We start from the raw sequence: 16607 nt of genomic DNA, 5'->3' as shown, positions 1-16607 counted from the left end.
TCACACATTCATCACAACAAAGGAGACAGACATGCACTTTTCGCACAACTTCCCCCGCCGCCATGTGCTCGCGCTGGCCGCATGCGCGCTGGCAGCCGCCGCCGCACCGGCCCTGGCACAGGACTATCCGTCCAAGCCCATCACCTTCGTCGTGCCGTTTGCGGCCGGCAGCGCCACCGACCAGCTGGCACGGGCGCTGGGCCAGGCCGTGACCACGGCGACCAAGCAGGCCGTGGTGGTCGAGAACAAGGGCGGCGCCAGCGGCATGATCGCGGCCCAGCAGGTGGCGCGCTCGGCGGCCGATGGCTACACGGTGCTGATCACCACCAACACCACGCATGCGGCCAACCAGCATCTGTACAAGAAGCTGCCCTATGACGCGGTCAAGGACTTCGCGCCCGTGGCCGGGCTGGGCAAGGGCGGCCAGGTGCTGGTGGTGCGCGCCGATGCGCCGTACAGGAACGTGGGCGATCTGCTGGCGGCGGCGAAGAAGCAGCCGGGCAAGCTGTCGTTCGGCAGCGGCAGCTCCTCCAGCCGCGTGGCCGGTGAAATGCTCAAGCAGCTGGCCGGCGTGGACCTGATGCACGTGCCCTACAAGAGCAATCCGCTGGCCATCACCGACCTGCTGGGCGGCCAGATCGACCTGATGATCACCGATACCTCCACCGGCGTGCCCCAGGTCAAGTCGGGCAAGCTGCGCGCCCTGGGCTACTCCACCACCAAACGCAGCCCGCAGCTGCCCGAAGTGCCCACGCTGGAGGAAGCCGGCGTCAAGGGCTACGACATGGGCTACTGGTTCGCGGCCTATGCGCCCGCCGGCACGCCCGAGGCCGTGGTGGCCCGCCTCAACCGCCTGCTGTCCGACGCCGTGCACAGCGCGGGCGCCAAGTCCTTCTTCGAGATGTCCGGCTCCGAGGGCTGGACGGCCACGCCGCAGGAACTGGCCGCCTTCCAGGCCGCCGAGACCCAGAAGTGGGGCCAGGTGATCAAGGCCGCCGGCATCCAGCCCGAGTAGGCCGCTCCCCGCTCTCGTTCCCCGCTCTCCCGTTCCCTTTCTTTCCGAACCGCCCTAGGCCGCCGCAATGCACGGCGGCCAGGGCGGAGCCTTGCCTGTGCCATGACCCCAAGGAGACAACATGCACATCAGATCCACCCATCCACTGGCCCTTGCCCTGGCCGCATCCGGCCTGCTGACCGCCTGCGGCGGCAGTGACTCGCCCGCCGGCTCGCAGGCGCCGCGCATGCAGTTGAGCATCAGCGCCACCGAGGACTTTGCCGGCAGCTACGGCGGTGTCGGCGCCTATGAGAAAGTGACCGGCGTGCTGCGCGGCGAGCTGGACCCGGCCGACCCGAAGAACGCCGTGATCCAGGACCTGGCGCTGGCGCCCGTCAATGCGCGCGGCATGGTGGAGTACAGCACCGACTTCGTCATCCTCAAGCCCAAGGACATGTCCAAGGCCAGCGGCGTGCTGCGCTATGACGCGCCCAACCGCGGCAACATCCTGACCATGCCCAACCCCACGGCCACGCCCGGCGATGCGGTCTACCTGGAGCGCGGCTATGTGCTGCTGTACTCGGCCTGGCAGGGCGACGTGCCCAAGTCCACGCCCGCGCGCCTGACGGTCACCGTGCCCGTGGCCCGCAACAAGGACGGCAGCAGCATCACGGGCAGCTACCGCACCGAGCTGGTCCCGGCCGCCGCCGTGCCCTCCATGACCCTGCCCGGCGGCGTGTTCAACGGGACCATGATTCCTTACGAGCCCGCCAGCCTGGACAACACGCAGGCCGGCTACTCGCTCACGCGCCGCATCAACGAAACCGATGCGCGCCAGACCGTGCCTGCGGGCGACTGGAAGTTCGCCAGCTGCGATGCCGCCGCCAATCCCTTCCCCGGCACGCCTGCGGCCACCAGCGTCTGCCTGAAGGGCGGTTTCGATCCGCAGTACCTCTACGAACTGGTCTATGTGGCCAAGGACCCCAAGGTCATGGGCGTGGGACTGGCCGCGCTGCGCGACACGGTGAGCTTCTTCCGCGCCAAGGCGTCCGACGCCGACGGCAAGGCCAACCCGCTGGCCGGGCGCATTACGCACACCATCGGCCAGGGCACCTCGCAGTCGGGCAATGCCATGAAGACCTTCCTGCACCTGGGCTTCAACCAGGCGCTCGATGGCGGCAAGGTCTTCGACGGCATGTATGCCCACGTGGCCGCGCGCCAGACCAACATCAACACGCGCTTTGCCGTGCCCGGCGGCGGGGGCGGCCTGCGCACCGACCACACGGCCTTCGGCCAGACCGCGCCGCGCGGCCTGGACAAGGACTACAGCGACGAGGTCAGCGGCCGCCAGGGCGGCGTGATGAAGCGCTGCGAAGCCAGCAACACCTGCCCCAAGTTCTTCCTGGGCCTTTCGGGCACGGAGTTCTGGCAGCTGCAGGGCTCGCCCGTGCTGACCGATGCCAACGGCCTGCGCGACATCGCCCAGCCCGCCAATGCGCGCATCTACTACTACGCCAGCACCCAGCACGGCGGCGCAGGCGGCACGGCCAGCATCGGCTATGCGCCCACGCGCAATGTCTATCCGGCCGGCACCGTGGTGCACTTCAACGACACGTTCCGCGCGCTGTTCATCGCGCTGGAGGACTGGGTGGTGCGCGGCACCGAGCCGCCGGCCAGCCAGGTGCCCAAGCTGGCCGACGGCACCCTGGTGCGGCCCGACAAGCTGGTCTTTCCCGCCATGAAGGGCCTGAGCTGGAGCGTGGGCGGCGTGCAGACCGCCATCCCCGAGTTCCGCTACCTGGCGCGCCACAACGGCTTTGCGCTGCTCGACTTCGGCCCGCAGTACGTGCCGCAGGACGAAAGCGGCATCGCCACGCTGCAGCCGCCGCACGCCACGGGCAAGGACTACGCCATCCTCGTGCCCCAGGTCGATGCGGCCACCGGCCTCACGCGCGCAGGCATCCGCAGCGTGGAAGCGCGGGCACCGCTGGGCACCAGCATGGAGTTCAACTACGTGGCCACGCCGGGCATCGCGGACCTGTCCAACCTCACGGGCAGCTTCATCCCCTTCCACAAGACGCGCGCGGCGCGGCTGGCGGCCGGTGACGCGCGGCCTTCACTGGAGGAGCTGTATGTCGACCAGGCCGGCTACGTGAGCGCCGTCACGGCCGCAGCCCAGGACCTGGTTCGCCAGCGCCTGCTGCTGCAGCGCGACGCCGACGCGCAGATCACCGCCGCGCGTGCGGCGGCGGTGCTGCCTTGAGCCTGCGCTGAACGCAGGCCTCAGACGGCCTGGCCGCGAAAGCGCATGGCCGCCTGGCGCGAGACCTCGGCCAGCAGCTGCTCGCTGCGCTGGCGTTCGCGCAGCCAGCGGGCATCGTTGCTGCCGGCGGCCACGTCGCTGCGCAGCAGATGCAGGGCGGGTGCGGCGCCGTGGCGGGCCGCGTAGTCGGCCACGGCATCCATGGTCTTGAGGATGTGGTCGGCCAGCGGCATGTGCTCGCCCGTGGCCGGGTCCACGTAGACGGCCTCCAGGCCGAAGCGGCAGGCCTGGAAGCGGTTGTAGGTGTAGACCAGGTAGTCGTCTTCCACGGGCGTGAAGGGCTGGGTGTCCATGAACCAGGCGGCCAGCGCCTGCACATAGCCGGACAGGGCGGCTGCGCGCTCGATGGTCAGCGGCGTGTCGAACACGCGGATCTCGATGGTGCCGAACTCGGGCTTGGGCCGGATGTCCCAGTAGAAGTCCTTCATGCTCTTGACCACGCCCGTGCGCGTCATCTTGTCGAAGTACTGCTCGAACTCGCTCCAGTGCAGCACGCAGGGCGCGCGGCCCGACAGCGGGAAGGCGAACACCGAGTTCAGCCGTGCCGAGTCGAAGGCCGTGTCGTGGCCCTGCACGTAGGGACTGGAGGCCGACAGCGCAATGAAATGCGGGATGTAGCGCGACATGCGGTGCAGCATGAGCAGGGCCGCATCGGCGTCGGGGCAGCCGATGTGCACGTGCTGGCCGAAGATGGTGAACTGCTTGGACAGGTAGCCGTACAGCTGCGACAGCTCCTGGAAGCGCGGCTTGTCGTAGATGCGCCGCTCATGCCACTGCTGGAAGGGGTGCGTGCCGCCTCCCACCACGGCGATGTTGAGCTTGTCGGCGCTTTTGACCAGGGCATCGCGGATCTGGCTGAGCTGGCCCAGCACCTCCGAGGCCGAATGGCAGACGCTGGTGGAGATCTCGATCATGCTGTTCGTCATCTCGGGCACCACGCTGCCGGGCAGCGGGTTCTTGAGCATGAGGCGCAGCATGTCCTCGGCGTAGGGGGCCAGGTCGTAGTCGTGGGTGTTGACCAGCTGCAGTTCCAGCTCCACGCCCAGGGTCAGCGGTTCGGACGAGTTGAAGGCTTCAAGACTCACGTTCATCTCCTGCGGTATTCGAGCGGCTCAGCGGCTTCCAGGGGCGGGAGCTTTCGCCGGAGCGGTAGATGGCCACGGTGGCCAGGGCGGCGCCCAGCACCTCCATCACCAAAATGGTGGGCAGGGCCACGCCTGCGATCTGCGCGCCCAGCTCGGGCGCGGCGGCCACGAACTGCGATGCAATCAGCAGCGCCACCGACGACATGGGCGCCATGGCGCAGCCCACCCAGAAGGCCTGGCGCCAGTTGGCGCCGGTGCCCGCATTGCCCACGGCCACGCCCAGGGTCTTGGCGACCAGGCGCGCCAGGATCACGGCGCCCACCACGCCGGCCACCGGCGCGCTCCAGTCGGCCTGCGCGGCCACGGTGGAGACCAGCACGAACATCAGCATGGTCAGCAGCGAGGCCGCCGTGCCCAGCTGGCGCGGCCAGGCCCAGGGGCGCGGGTTGAACTGCTTGAGCAGGATGCCGCCCAGCAGCGCCGCCAGCGGCGCCGAGCCGCCCAGGTACGAGGTCAGCGGCACGCTGGCCGAAATCAGGGTGAGAAAGAGGATGGAGGTGTTCTCGCTGGCCGGGCTCATGAAGCGCAGCGCCAGGCGCATCAGCACGGCCAGCACCAGGGCCACGGCCACCGAGACGCCCAGCACCACCAGCACCGGCATGATCGAGGCCACGAAGCCCGGCTTGGGCTGCGTCAGCATGCCCGCCTTGGCGCTGCCCAGGGCCAGCGCATACAGCGTGGACAGGGTGGCCAGCACCAGGCCGCGATCGGTCACGGCGCCTGCGGCACGCATGTCGGCCACCACGCGCGTCAGCACCAGGGGCGATGCCGCCATGGCCACCAGGGCCAGCGGTCCGGCCACTTCGGGGGCCACGCCCAGCCAGCCCAGCACCAGGGAGACCAGCACATAGGTCAACGCGGATTCGGCCACGCTTTGCACCAGCACCATGGGGTTGTGGCGGAACCAGCGCAGCGTGATGCGCCCGCCGCATTCGAACAGCACGATGGCCACGCCCAGCTCCAGCAGGAACAATCCCGTGCCCTGCAGCGGCCAGGCGGTGTTGGCGCCAAATCCGATCAGCCCGGCAATGCCCCCCACCAGCGAATAGCCCACCACCTTGGGCAGGGCCGCATGGCGCTGGCAGGCGTAGCCCACCATGGTGGCCACGGCCAGCAGCAGGGACCACTGCACCGTGGCCAGCCCGGCCGATGGCCGCAGCCACGGCTCCCAGAAGCTCAGCATGTCATTCATAAGCGAGGTCCTTTGCGCGAGCCAGCGGCTCGGAAGCGAAGCTCCGCAGGGCCTTCCCTGCGGCGCGGGCAAACCCGCGTCCCGTGCGCATGGCACGGGGACACTTCGTTGGCGATCCACTGGCGTGCCTGCCGGGCCGCAAGGCCGGGCGTGCATGCCAGCACGTGGGTTCCGCGTGTGTCCCGAGGTCCCGCAGGCTCAGGGGCGGAAGAAACTCAGCGGCGCTGTGCGCAGACGGCGGCGGATGGCCGAATAGATGCGCGAGCGGTCGACTCCGCTGACATTGTGTGCCCTCATCGCAACGCGGAATGCCAGATAAAAGCTGACAGTGACATTCAACGCGCCATTGACCGGCAGTAGGGCAACCGCCCACCAGAAGATGTTGGAGTGCAGCACCTGCCAGCCCAGGGCCGCCATGGCGGCACCGATCTGGCCGGCCGACAGCGTGACGTGGCGCACCTCCAGCCCCAGGCCGAAGAAGGCCGCGAACGCGGGCACCAGGCCCAGCATCATGCCCAGCGAGACGTTGGCGGCAAAGCCCGAAATGTTCTTGCGCCAGAAATGCGCCCAGCGGTCGGCGCGCCTGGCGCCCAGCCAGCGCGTGATGCCGGGGTTGTAGCGGATCACCGAATCCAGCCGGCGCAGCACGAACCAGTTCTCGGCCCAGCCCGCGATCAGGCTGCTGGCGAACAGCAGCACGCCCGTGAAGGCCGCGAACAGCGGCGACAGGCCCAGCAGGCTCAGCGAGTCGAGCACCGCAATCGCATGCGGCCCGTCGATGGGCGTGTGGCCGAACAGCTGGGCATAGCCCAGCGACAACAGCAGCACCATGGGCAGCACCACCAGCACGTTGCCCAGCACGGCCGCCACCTGCGAGCGCACCAGGTGGGCGACCTCGTCCACGAACTCCTCGATGGCCTCGCTGGCGCGCAGGTCCTTGAGCTTGGCGGCCATGGCCGGTGCCGTCATGGCCGGCTGCTTGGTCGCCACCGTGAAGTGCAGTAGCTGGATCAGCACAAAGCTGATGGAGTAGTTGATGCCCGCCGCCAGCCCGCCCCAGAACGCCGACAGCCCCAGCGCGTAGAGCGCGAACTTCAGCAGCGTGGTGAAGGCCATCACAAAGCCGCCGCCGGCGGCCTTGGTCGCCATGGACAGGTATTCGCGGCCGGTGCGGGTGATGTAGTGCTCGCCCGTCTCGGCGCTGCGCTCGGCCACCTTGGCCGCCAGCAGCGAGGTGTTGGTGGACAGCAGCGCGCGCAGGCTGCGCCGCTCAATGCCCACGGACACCAGGTTGGCCAGCAGGTCGGCCGTCTCGGTGGCGCGGTTGTCGGCCACCAGGCAGTCCAGCAGCCGCCTGACGCGCAGGATGCGCGCGCGCAGCTGGCGCAGGCGGAATACCAGGCCCACCGAGATCCCTTCGGACTCGAAATGGGTGTAGACCGATGTCACGGCCGCGCGGCAGGCATCCAGGCGCTCGCGCAGCCGGGCCTCGGCCGCATCGCGCCGGTCATTGGTGCGCAGCGCGTGCATGACCTCCACGCGCAGGCTTTCGGCGTCGTGGATCAGGGCGTGGAAGGGCTGGTCGTCGCGCGCCTGCTCGTCCATGCGCAGGCGCAGTTCGGGCGAGAAGCCCGTGGACAGGATCTGCCCGGTGCAATAGGTGATGGAGCCCAGCAGGCTGTTCTGCCAGAAGCTGCTGCCCTGGCCCTCGCTGCCGTCGGTCAGCAGCAGTGCGATGCGTTCGAGCAGCGGCGCTTCCAGCGCGTGCAGCCAGCGCGCGTCGAATTCGTCGGGCATGGCCAGCATGAACAGCTCGGAGGCATCCACCGTCTCGGGCGTGCTGGGCAGCAGCTTGTAGCGTGCGCGCTCGGACAGCTCGCTGAACATGTTGGTGCGCGGCGCAAAGCCGAAATCGGCCAGCAGCGCCGTGATGTCCACGGTGTCGATGAAGCGCAGCCACCAGGCATGCAGGCGCTGGCGCACGGCCGGGTCGGCCTCCACGGCCTCCACCAGCAACTGCACGCGCTGCACGGCGCCGTCCACCGACGGCTTGGGCGCGCGCACCCACTCCAGCAGGTGGATCAGCCAGATATGGCGGTGCGCGAGGTCGGCCTCGGGGTCGAGTGCGGCCAGAAGGCCGGGCAGGTCTTGGGTGATTCGCTTCATGGATGGGTGGTGCGGCAGGGCAGGAGACTAGCGCGCCGCCCGATGGCCGCGCTCAGTGCAGTACGCGGTTGTCAGGGTCCGGAAAGCTGTCGCCGCCGGCACCGGATTTCAGCTGGAATCGCGGAATGCTGCACTCGAAGACCTCGCCCTCGTGGCTGATGCACAGATAGCTGCCCTGCATGCTGCCGTTGGGCGTGCGCAGCTGGCAGCCGCTGGTGTACTCGAAGGTCTCGCCGGGCTGCAGCAGCGGCTGGCGGCCGATCACCCCCAGGCCCTTGACCTCTTCGACGTGGCCCAGCTCGTTGGTGATGATCCAGTGGCGCGCGATCAACTGGCCCGGCACCTGGCCGGTATTGGTCACGGTGATCGTGTAGGAGAAGGCGTATACGCCCGCTGCTGGAGCGGACTGCTCTGGCAAAAAGGCGGGGCGGACCTGGACCTGAAACTCGTTCATGGGCATGGTGGCAATGGTAACTGCGTAGCTGCAGCGGCATTCAAACGTCCCCACGGCGGCCCCGGCTGACTATTTCATGACGTTTGAAGTCGGGATGGGCATGCTGCGACAATCGCCTCCCATGAGCCCCACCTACCGCATCGCCCCCTCCATCCTGTCCGCCGACTTCGCCCGTCTGGGTGACGAGGTCAAGAATGTGATTGCCTCTGGCGCCGACTGGATCCACTTCGACGTGATGGACAACCACTACGTGCCCAATCTCACCTTCGGCCCCATGATCTGCGAGGCCCTGAAGCCCCATGCCAGGACGCCTGACGGCCAGCCCGTGACCATTGACGTGCACCTGATGGTCGAGCCCGTGGACGAACTGGCCACGGCCTTCGCCAAGGCCGGCGCCGACTACATCAGCTTCCACCCTGACGCATCCACCCATGTGCATCGCAGCATCCAGAACATCCGCGCCCAGGGCGCCAAGCCCGGCCTGGTGTTCAATCCGGCCGCATCGCTGGACGTGCTGGACTGGGTGATCGACGACATCGACCTGATCCTGCTGATGAGCGTCAACCCGGGTTTCGGCGGCCAGAGCTTCATCGACAGCACGCTGCGCAAGATCGAGCTGGCCCGCAAGCGCATCGAGGCCAGCGGCCGGGACATCCGCCTGGAGGTGGACGGTGGCATCAAGGAAACCAACATCCGCCGCGTGGCCGACGCGGGCGCCGACACCTTCGTGGCCGGCAGTGCCATCTTCGGCAAGCCGGACTACAAGGCGGTGATCGATGCCATGCGCAGCGCCCTGGCTGCCTGAACGACGCTGCAGCCACGGACAAGGACCCGCAATATGCGGGTCCCCTTTCCCTGGAGCGAGGTCCCTTCAGCCGCCCCGCTCATGTTCGCCGGGCGTGATATAGACGGCGCGGCCCTGCGTATCGAAACCAGCCGGCGCGAAATTCGACACCGCCACGCGGTTGTGCTGAATGGAGCTGAGTCTCCACGCGAATGTCTGGCCCTGGCTCGTGAAATTCACGGTTTCACCGCAAACGATGTTGATCGGCCCTTTCTGGGATAAATCGACGGTGCGATAATTTCCTGCAGGTGCGGGCGATCCGTAATAGGATTTTCCATTCGGGAAGGTATTGGCTTGGGCCTGCGATGCAACCAGGGTGATTGCTGCAATACCCAGGGTGAATAGGGATTTCATTGTATTTTCCTCCGGTGTGGCGGCATCTCCGTGAGGATTTGCCATGGACTGGATCCAGTCCATGGTCATGACTATATGGTTCGGTGTCTGGATATATCCGGGCTGCCAGATGACATATTCGTCATGATTTCCTAGGAGTCGAGGGAGTCCTCAGAAGCTGTGGCGCATGCCGAATTCGGTACCTGTGGAACTGCCGCCTGCAGCCAGTCCGGCCGCGCCGCCATTGAGGCTGAAATTGGCCCCGCCCTTGTTGGTCACGCGTGCCAGCGTGCCGTACAGCGCCGTGCGCCGCGACAGGTTGTGGACATAGCCGATGGCATACCGGTTGGCATCGCTGCCGTTGAAGGCGGCCGGGCCGCTGCGTGAATCGGTACGCACATAGGAGGCTCGGATGTAGTTGGCACCCACGGGTACGGTCAGGCCGATCTGCCAGCGGTCCTCGGCGCCCGCAATGCGGCCTCCGTAGGTGCCGTAGGGCAGGTCCTCGCGCTGGAAATATCCCATCACCCGGGCGAATCCGAAGTCGTAGGATGCGCCGGCGCCATATTGCTCGAGCTTGGCTCCCGCGGCATTGACTTCGGTCGTGCCATAGGTCAGTGCCAGGTTCAGCGGGCCGTTGTCGTAGGCCAGGCGGGCGCCGACGTGGCGACCGACCTTGCTGACCGGGTCTTCATCCAGCGCATACATCACCTCGCCCTGGAAGCCGCTCCATTTGGGCGTGAAGTACTGGATGGCGTTGTCGCTGCGGTAGTAGTTCGAGAAGGTGCCGGGCATGCGGCTGATGAGGTTGGAATTGGCCAGGCCGATCACGTTGAACGGGTCGAACTTGGTGGGATTCTGGGCGGCCGGCGTGAAATCGCGGCCCAGGCGCAGCTCGCCGAAGCCGCCCGCCAGGCTCACCGTGGAGCGGCGCTGGAAGAACTTGCCACTGGCGTGTGTTGTGCCGGTGTCGGCATAGATGTCTGACTCCAGCCAGAACTCGGCCCGCAACCCGCCGCCCAGATCCTCGGTGCCGCGAAAGCCAAACCGGCCCGATGACAGCCCGCTGTTGTTCATGGTCGTGTTGCTGGGCAGATCGCTGTTTTTCACGTAGCGCCCGTTGACGTCAACGATGCCGAACAGGGTGATGGATGACTGCGCGCTGGCCGCCAGCGAGATGACGGGCAATGCGGCCGCCAATATACGATTGAATTTCATGCCTAGTCCTTGTATTGAATGTGGATTCCATGGGCATCCATTGCCAAACGGATGCTGTTGTAAATACTAGAATTCACAGGCCGGCGCCAGGAGCCTTGAAAAGGAATCGACGGGGGGTGGCAAGCCAATCACAGGTTTTTTTGGCTCAATATGTTCCGTCCAGCCAACACCGATGGATCGCAATTCCATTCATGGCAGGTATCTTTCTTCAATATGTCTTGAATGTCACTTTTCTGTTGGGTAGATGGGTTCTGAAGATTGCTAGCATCCCGTGGGGTGAATCCGGTAAAGAAGAAAAAAATTAATTCGTATCGGGTTGTTGATACGACTGTGAGCGGGTATCGAAAGGTATTAGGGGGGCAGGAAAATGCGGCGCGAGGATGTCAAGCTGAGGATGCTGGCCAGGCGAGGTGACACGGGAGCCAGGCTTCAGCTCGGGGAGGCCTATCTGACTGGGGGGCCAGGCATTTCCAGGAGCATCCCGGTGGGGCTGGAGTATCTGCAGGCCGCACTGCCTCAGGCCAGGCGCCAGGCCTCGGTCTGCATAGCCCTGCATCTGCCGCTCAGGGAGTTGCTGGAGCACGGGCTGCTGGAGACCCTGAGGATCGCGGCGGAGTATGAGGATGTCGGGCGCCAGAAGCTTGCCGCATGGCATCTCATCCGGGGGGAGCTGGATCTGGCTCTGGAATGCCTGGGCAAGTGCAGCGCCTCCCTGCCAAGCCATCTGGCAAGCAGCGTGTCTGCGCACACATCCGGCGAGCTGTTGCAGGCGTTGCAGATCCTGCGCGCCATACAGCCGCTGGACATTGCCGAAGTCATGGCCTGCGAGGCCCGGCAGGCCATGGCCATGGGCCAGTCGCACCGCGCCGTGCGGATGCTGGAGCTACTGTGCGACCTGCCTCATGCCGCCCCTGGCCCGGTCATACAGCAGCTGATTGCCGACCTGGTCCACCAGGCGGAGGTGGCGGGCCATGACCTGGGACGGCTGACCGTGGGCTGGATCGAAGCCAGCCTGGACCGATGTGCCGCCAATGGCGACGTGCGCGCCTGCCACATGCTTGGACGGGCGCTCTCGGGGCTGCCCTGTACACACCTGGCTCCCGAAAACCTCGTGAATGCGCAGAACCTGCGCAAGGCCGCAGCCCTGCTGCTGCGCGCTGCCGATGGCGGCATCGTCATCGCCTGGCTGCACCTGTTCCGCATCTGCTCCGACTACCGCAGCTCGGTGGCCAATCCCACCCTGGCACGCTTTTGCCTGGAGAAGGCGGCACGTCACGGGCTGCCCGAGGCCGAGCGCCGTCTGGGGGCTCTGGTGCTGCGTGATGCCACGCACATCGAACCCATGGAACAGGGCGTGGCCCTGCTCCATGCTGCAGCGGCCAAGGGGGACGTGCTGGCCGGGTTGCTGCTGCGTTCATTGCTGCTGCCCGTGGGCGGCGACAACGAGGAGGAGGCCCTCGCTGCCATCGAGGCCGTACAGCCGGATGCCCCGCTGCTGGCCATGCGCCTGCGCCTGGCGCGAGTGTTCGGGCTCACCAAGCTGGAGGCGCTGTCGGTCAATCCCTCGACCGCCATGCGTCCCTGGGGGCTGGTGGTGGGCCACAACCCCCTGGTGGCGAAGGCCCGGCTGTGCGAGCCCCGTGCCGTGCCCGCGACCACGCCCGATGCCCAGCGCTGCCTGGAGCAGGCCGCGTCCATGTTCTCGGCGCAGCAGGGGGAATCCCTGGTCCCGGAAGGCTCGCTGAGGGCCCGATCCCTGCAGATGCGGCGGCTGTTTCACCGCCTGCAGATCAGTGAAACGGTCTTCTTCGCTTCTGCCTCCTCACAGCAGCGCGATGCCATTCGCGTTGGCACGAAATGGGCCAGGCAGCAGCAGCAGATCCTCCGGCAGGTGCTGGCCTGAGCCTCGCCTGTGCCCGCGTGTGAAGGAAAAGACATGAAGATCCTGATCGTGGATTCCCACCCGCCTTCGGCGCAGTACCTGTGCCAGGGCCTGTGCCAGGACGGATTCAACGTGGATGTCGTGCACGACGGTCTGCAGGGCCGCAACCTGGCACTGAGCCGTGCCTACAGCCTGCTCGTGCTGGATCTGGACCTGCCTGGCCAGAGCGGGCGTGCGGTCCTGCAGGCCCTGCGCCAGGCGGGCGACACGCCCACCATCGTGGTCACCGCAAACGACAGTCTGGAGGACCAGGTGTTCTGCCTGCAGAACGGTGCCGATGACTACCTTGTCAAACCCGTCAGGTTGCCGGTGTTCCTGGCCCGTGCACGGCTGCGGATGCGAGGCTCCGCCGGCCAGGAGGGTCTGCGCCTGACATTGGCGGATCTGGTGCTGGACCTGTCGAAAAAGCGGGTCGAGCGTGCCGGCCGGCGACTGGACCTGACCCGCCAGGAATTCGCCGTGCTGTGGCTGCTGCTGCAGCGTCAGGGCGATGTGGTCTCGCGCGCCGAGTTGGTGGAGCAGGTCTGGAGCCTGCCCGTGGATGCCTTGAACAACGCCGTGGACGTGGCGGTGTGCAGGCTGCGCAGCAAGCTCGATGATCCCTATGCGGTCAAGCTGCTGCACACGGTGCGCGGCATGGGCTACTTGCTGGCGTTGCGCGACGGGGATTCCGCCAAGCAGCCCTGATCTGCCCTGCTCTGCTCTGGTGTGCCCGCCGCCACAACGCCGGGCATTCAGCCCAGCCACTGGCGGATGCGCCCCGCCAGCGCCTGGGCGCTGATGCCGTAGCGCTCATGCAGCGTGGGCAGGGCGCCCGCTATCGAGGAAGGCGTCCGGCAGGCCCGCCGGCCGAAAGCGCGCGGGCCGCACATCGCGCTCCAGCAGGGCGCCGGCCACGGCCTCGCCCAGGGCCGCGTAGAAGACGATGGCGTAGTGGCCTTGCGAGAGCAGGATGCGGTCGCGGCCCTCCCACTCGGGCACCAGGCGTTCGACGATGTTCATGGACGGCTCCCTGCACTTCCTGCGCACCCAGCATCGCCAGCCTCTGGCTCATGCCCCGGCTGCGGGACTTTGCACGGGCCTGCCCGCACCGATCAGCAGCCCTGCCGCCAGAGCCCGGACTGAGTTGGCCGCCGGCGCCGGAAAAGGGCAGAACGGATATTCCTGCATCGATTGCGAAAAACCTGCGATGCAATTTCTCTATGAATGAGCCAGTGTGCGGCAAATGGTTTTATTGCCCCTGTTTTCGGCGAATGAAGACGTGATTGCCCGCAGGGATTGGCAATAATTCGGGACAGCCATACACACAGGGAGTGCCACGCTGAAATGGCCAAATCAGCAAGACGCCGATTTATCGGACTGATCACGGTGAGCTACGGGTTGCTCGCATTCGGCTGGATCGTTCTGTCCGACAAGCTGTTGTTCGCATTGGCAGGGAGTGCGGATATCGGCTGGCTTTCCGTCGTCAAAGGGCTGTTCTTTGTGCTGGCCACGGACTTCCTGCTGTTCTTCGCGCTGTGCTCGGTGCCGGCCGGGCAGAACATCGGCGCCTCCGCCATCGCACAGGAAATGGGGCCGCGCCGTTTTCCGGTCTGGGCCTCCTATCTGTTTGCCCTGGCCATGAGCCTGGCCGTGCTGGCCGCCAGCAGCACGCTGGCCAGCCAGTTCGGTGAACGCTCGCTGCTGCTGCTGTTCATGCTGCCCGTGCTGGTCAGCGCGCTGATCGGCGGCCTGGGGCCGGGCCTGCTGGCCACGGCCTTTGCGGCCTACAGCCTGGACCAGACCGACGGCGTCGCCGTGCGCGACTGGGCGCAATGGGGGGTGGTGGCCGTCAACGGCCTGGCCGTGAGCGTGCTGGCCGAGACACTGCAGCGCTCCCTGCGCAAGGCCAACATGCAGCGGCAACTGCTCGACTCGGTGATCTCGGGCACATCGGACGCGGTGTTCGTCAAGGACTTGCGCGGACGCTACCTGCTGGTCAACCGGGCCGCCGCCAGCGTGGTGGGACGGCAGGCCGAGGACATCGTGGGCAAGGACGACTTCGCGCTCTTTCCCTTCGGCATCGCCAGTGACATCCGCAGGAAGGACCGGGATGTGCTGTGCCAGGAGGTGGCCACGCATGAAGAGCAACTGACGGTGGAGCCCGGCAGGACGCTGGACTTCCTGGTCACCAAGGGCCCGGTGCGCAACACCGCAGGCCACATCGCAGGCCTGTTCGGCATCTCCCGTGACATTACCGAGCGCAAGCGCTTCGAGCGCGAACTGGCCCAGGCCGCCGTGGTGTTCGACAGCAGCCACCAGGGCATCATGGTGGTCGATCCGGCGCGGCGCATCACGCGCGTCAATCCGGCCTTCACCCGCATCACCGGCTATGCGCCCGAGGACGTGATCGGCAAGACGCCGCGCATGCTGTCCTCGGGCCTGCACGGGCCGGAGTTCTACCGGCAGATCTGGGCCTGCATCGCGCGCGACGGCTTCTGGCACGGTGAAATCTGGAACCGCCGCAAAACGGGCGAGATCTTCGCCGAAATGCTGTCCATCTCCGCCGCGCAAGGCGCCGGCGGCGAGATCGAGCACTACATCGGCGTCTTCACCGACATCAGCCACATCAAGGCCCACGAGGCCGAGCTCGAGCGCGTCACCCACTACGACCTGCTGACCGGCCTGCCCAACCGCCGCCTGCTGATCGACCGGCTCAACCAGGCCATGCTGCGCACGGCGCGCGAGGGCCGCTCCCTGGCCGTGTGCTTTCTGGACCTGGACGGCTTCAAGGAAATCAACGACCTGTACGGCGCGGCCGCAGGCGATGCCCTGCTGGTGGGCGTGGCCGCGCACCTCAAGAGTGTGCTGCGCTCCGAGGACACGCTGGCGCGGCTCGGTGGCGACGAGTTCGTGCTGCTGCTGTCGCACATCGGCTCGGCCGAGCACTGCACCACCATCCTCGACCGGGTGCTGGAGGCGGCCAGCCGTCCCGTGCCCGTGCAGGACCGGGTGCTGTCCGTGACCGCCAGCCTGGGCGTCAGCCTCTACCCCGACGACCAGGCCGACCCCGACCTGCTGTTGCGCCATGCCGACCAGGCGATGTGCGTGGCCAAGCAGGCCGGGCGCAACCGCTACCAGCTGTTCGATCCGGAAAACGACCGCAAGGCCCATGCGCGCCGCCTGCAGCTGGGCTGGCTGCGCCAGGCGCTGGAGCAGGGTGAATTCCTGCTGCACTACCAGCCCAAGGTGGAGCTGGGCGGCGGCAAGCTGGTGGGCGCCGAGGCCCTGCTGCGCTGGCACGACCCGCGGCAGGGCCTGCGCGCACCGGGCGAGTTCCTGCCCTTCGTCGCGGGCAGCGATCTGGAGCGGCCGCTGGGCGACTGGGTCATAGGCGAGGCCGTGGCCCAGGCGGCCCGCTGGTTCGGCGAGGGCCTGGACCTGTGCGTGAGCATCAACGTCAGCGCCAACCAGTTGCTGGACGGCGGCTTCCACGCCACGATGGCCCAGGTGCTGGCCCGCCACCCGGAACTGCCGCCGCATCTGATCGAGCTGGAAATCCTGGAAAGCGCCGCCATTGCCGATATGCAGCAGGCCATCCAGGTGATGGGCCAGTGCCGGCAGCTGGGCATACGCTTTGCGCTGGACGACTTCGGCACCGGCTACTCCTCGCTCACCTACCTGCGCAAGCTGCCCGTGCAGTCGCTCAAGATCGACCAGAGCTTTGTGCGTGACATGCTGGCCGACCCGGATGACCTCGGGATTGTCGAAGGCGTGATCCAGCTGGCCAGCACCTTCCAGCTCGAGTCCGTGGCCGAAGGCGTGGAAACCCCCAGGCATGCGCGCCGCCTGCGCGACATGGGCTGCCACGTGGCCCAGGGCTACGGCATTGCCCGGCCCATGCCCGCCGACCAGCTGCCCGCCTGGGCCGCGCGCTGGGGGGCCGGGGACAACTGGCTGGCGCATGGGCGGCATATGCCGTCCGAGGCCTGAGCCTCGCATCCCGGCGCCGGTGCC

13 protein-coding genes and 1 pseudogene are annotated in these 16607 nt (G+C 67.1%); 7 read left to right on the top strand and 7 right to left on the bottom strand.

Going from position 1 to position 16607, the window contains the following annotated elements; all coding sequences use genetic code 11:
• The first annotated feature begins 31 nt into the window (after positions 1–31).
• Positions 32–1015 (top strand): Bug family tripartite tricarboxylate transporter substrate binding protein, encoded by a 984-nt coding sequence (locus ACFPFG_RS17585; RefSeq protein WP_183020708.1) that lies wholly within the window; start codon positions 32–34, stop codon positions 1013–1015.
• A gap of 121 nt (positions 1016–1136) precedes the next feature.
• Positions 1137–3257, top strand: coding sequence for an alpha/beta hydrolase domain-containing protein (locus ACFPFG_RS17580; protein ID WP_380107607.1), 2121 nt, complete (start codon positions 1137–1139; stop codon positions 3255–3257).
• 20 nt (positions 3258–3277) lie between these two features.
• Here the strand turns inward: ACFPFG_RS17580 and ACFPFG_RS17575 are convergent, their stop codons facing one another.
• The 4 genes from ACFPFG_RS17575 to apaG form a co-directional block, all read right to left on the bottom strand.
• Positions 3278–4402, bottom strand: a complete 1125-nt coding sequence (locus ACFPFG_RS17575) for a YbdK family carboxylate-amine ligase (RefSeq protein WP_013804717.1) — start codon at positions 4400–4402, stop codon at positions 3278–3280.
• Entirely contained in the window at positions 4392–5654 is a 1263-nt protein-coding gene (locus tag ACFPFG_RS17570) for a cation:proton antiporter (protein WP_183020710.1), read from the bottom strand. The genes ACFPFG_RS17575 and ACFPFG_RS17570 overlap by 11 nt, the downstream gene beginning before the upstream one ends.
• 198 nt (positions 5655–5852) lie before the next feature.
• The gene (locus tag ACFPFG_RS17565; protein WP_197954083.1) at positions 5853–7820 is read right to left on the bottom strand and encodes a site-specific recombinase; all 1968 of its coding nucleotides are present in this window, start codon (positions 7818–7820) and stop codon (positions 5853–5855) included.
• 52 nt (positions 7821–7872) lie between these two features.
• On the bottom strand, positions 7873–8280 hold the full coding sequence (gene apaG, locus ACFPFG_RS17560; protein WP_183020712.1) for a Co2+/Mg2+ efflux protein ApaG: 408 nt from the start codon (positions 8278–8280) through the stop codon (positions 7873–7875).
• 115 nt (positions 8281–8395) lie between these two features.
• Between apaG and rpe the strand changes: the two genes are divergently transcribed.
• Positions 8396–9079: a ribulose-phosphate 3-epimerase gene (rpe, locus tag ACFPFG_RS17555; RefSeq protein ID WP_183020713.1), complete on the top strand. Its 684-nt coding sequence runs from the start codon at positions 8396–8398 to the stop codon at positions 9077–9079.
• Between the two features lie 66 nt (positions 9080–9145).
• On the opposite strand, the gene ACFPFG_RS17550 is transcribed toward rpe, so the two are convergent.
• Both ACFPFG_RS17550 and ACFPFG_RS17545 read right to left on the bottom strand, forming a co-directional pair.
• Positions 9146–9541: a CzcE family metal-binding protein gene (locus ACFPFG_RS17550; RefSeq protein WP_374623715.1), complete on the bottom strand. Its 396-nt coding sequence runs from the start codon at positions 9539–9541 to the stop codon at positions 9146–9148.
• 81 nt (positions 9542–9622) lie between these two features.
• The gene (locus ACFPFG_RS17545) at positions 9623–10669 is read right to left on the bottom strand and encodes a porin (protein WP_374623717.1); all 1047 of its coding nucleotides are present in this window, start codon (positions 10667–10669) and stop codon (positions 9623–9625) included.
• 484 nt (positions 10670–11153) lie between these two features.
• Here ACFPFG_RS17545 and ACFPFG_RS17540 point away from each other — a divergent pair, with 484 nt between their 5' ends.
• On the top strand, positions 11154–12572 hold the full coding sequence (locus ACFPFG_RS17540) for an SEL1-like repeat protein (RefSeq protein ID WP_232245676.1): 1419 nt from the start codon (positions 11154–11156) through the stop codon (positions 12570–12572).
• A 33-nt stretch (positions 12573–12605) separates the two neighbouring features.
• Positions 12606–13298: a winged helix-turn-helix domain-containing protein gene (locus tag ACFPFG_RS17535; protein ID WP_183020716.1), complete on the top strand. Its 693-nt coding sequence runs from the start codon at positions 12606–12608 to the stop codon at positions 13296–13298.
• A gap of 47 nt (positions 13299–13345) precedes the next feature.
• Here the strand turns inward: ACFPFG_RS17535 and ACFPFG_RS17530 are convergent.
• Positions 13346–13526: pseudogene (locus tag ACFPFG_RS17530) on the bottom strand (transketolase family protein); the annotation flags it as partial.
• A gap of 85 nt (positions 13527–13611) precedes the next feature.
• On the opposite strand from ACFPFG_RS17530, the gene ACFPFG_RS17525 reads away from it, so the two are divergent.
• Positions 13612–13821 carry a hypothetical protein gene (locus tag ACFPFG_RS17525; protein WP_183020717.1) on the top strand — a complete coding sequence of 70 codons (210 nt, stop codon included), beginning with the start codon at positions 13612–13614 and terminating at the stop codon, positions 13819–13821.
• 158 nt (positions 13822–13979) lie between these two features.
• A complete protein-coding gene (locus tag ACFPFG_RS17520) occupies positions 13980–16583 on the top strand; it encodes a putative bifunctional diguanylate cyclase/phosphodiesterase (RefSeq protein WP_312378119.1) in 2604 nt (867 codons plus the stop codon).
• The last annotated feature ends 24 nt before the right edge of the window (positions 16584–16607 follow it).

It is taken from the genome of Delftia deserti, assembly GCF_042653485.1.
Classification (GTDB): Bacteria; Pseudomonadota; Gammaproteobacteria; order Burkholderiales; family Burkholderiaceae_C; genus Comamonas; species Comamonas acidovorans.
Note: the sequence above shows the minus strand (reverse complement) of the source record. Positions and strands in the feature narration are given on the sequence as shown.

Coding starts and splice junctions, on each gene's coding strand:
- ACFPFG_RS17585 (WP_183020708.1), top strand. CDS start 32: ATGCACTTTTCGCACAACTTCCCCCGCCGCCATGTGCTCGCGCTGGCC.
- ACFPFG_RS17580 (WP_380107607.1), top strand. CDS start 1,137: ATGCACATCAGATCCACCCATCCACTGGCCCTTGCCCTGGCCGCATCC.
- ACFPFG_RS17570 (WP_183020710.1), bottom strand. CDS start 5,654: ATGAATGACATGCTGAGCTTCTGGGAGCCGTGGCTGCGGCCATCGGCC.
- ACFPFG_RS17565 (WP_197954083.1), bottom strand. CDS start 7,820: ATGAAGCGAATCACCCAAGACCTGCCCGGCCTTCTGGCCGCACTCGAC.
- apaG (WP_183020712.1), bottom strand. CDS start 8,280: ATGCCCATGAACGAGTTTCAGGTCCAGGTCCGCCCCGCCTTTTTGCCA.
- rpe (WP_183020713.1), top strand. CDS start 8,396: ATGAGCCCCACCTACCGCATCGCCCCCTCCATCCTGTCCGCCGACTTC.
- ACFPFG_RS17550 (WP_374623715.1), bottom strand. CDS start 9,541: ATGACCATGGACTGGATCCAGTCCATGGCAAATCCTCACGGAGATGCC.
- ACFPFG_RS17545 (WP_374623717.1), bottom strand. CDS start 10,669: ATGAAATTCAATCGTATATTGGCGGCCGCATTGCCCGTCATCTCGCTG.
- ACFPFG_RS17535 (WP_183020716.1), top strand. CDS start 12,606: ATGAAGATCCTGATCGTGGATTCCCACCCGCCTTCGGCGCAGTACCTG.
- ACFPFG_RS17525 (WP_183020717.1), top strand. CDS start 13,612: ATGGACGGCTCCCTGCACTTCCTGCGCACCCAGCATCGCCAGCCTCTG.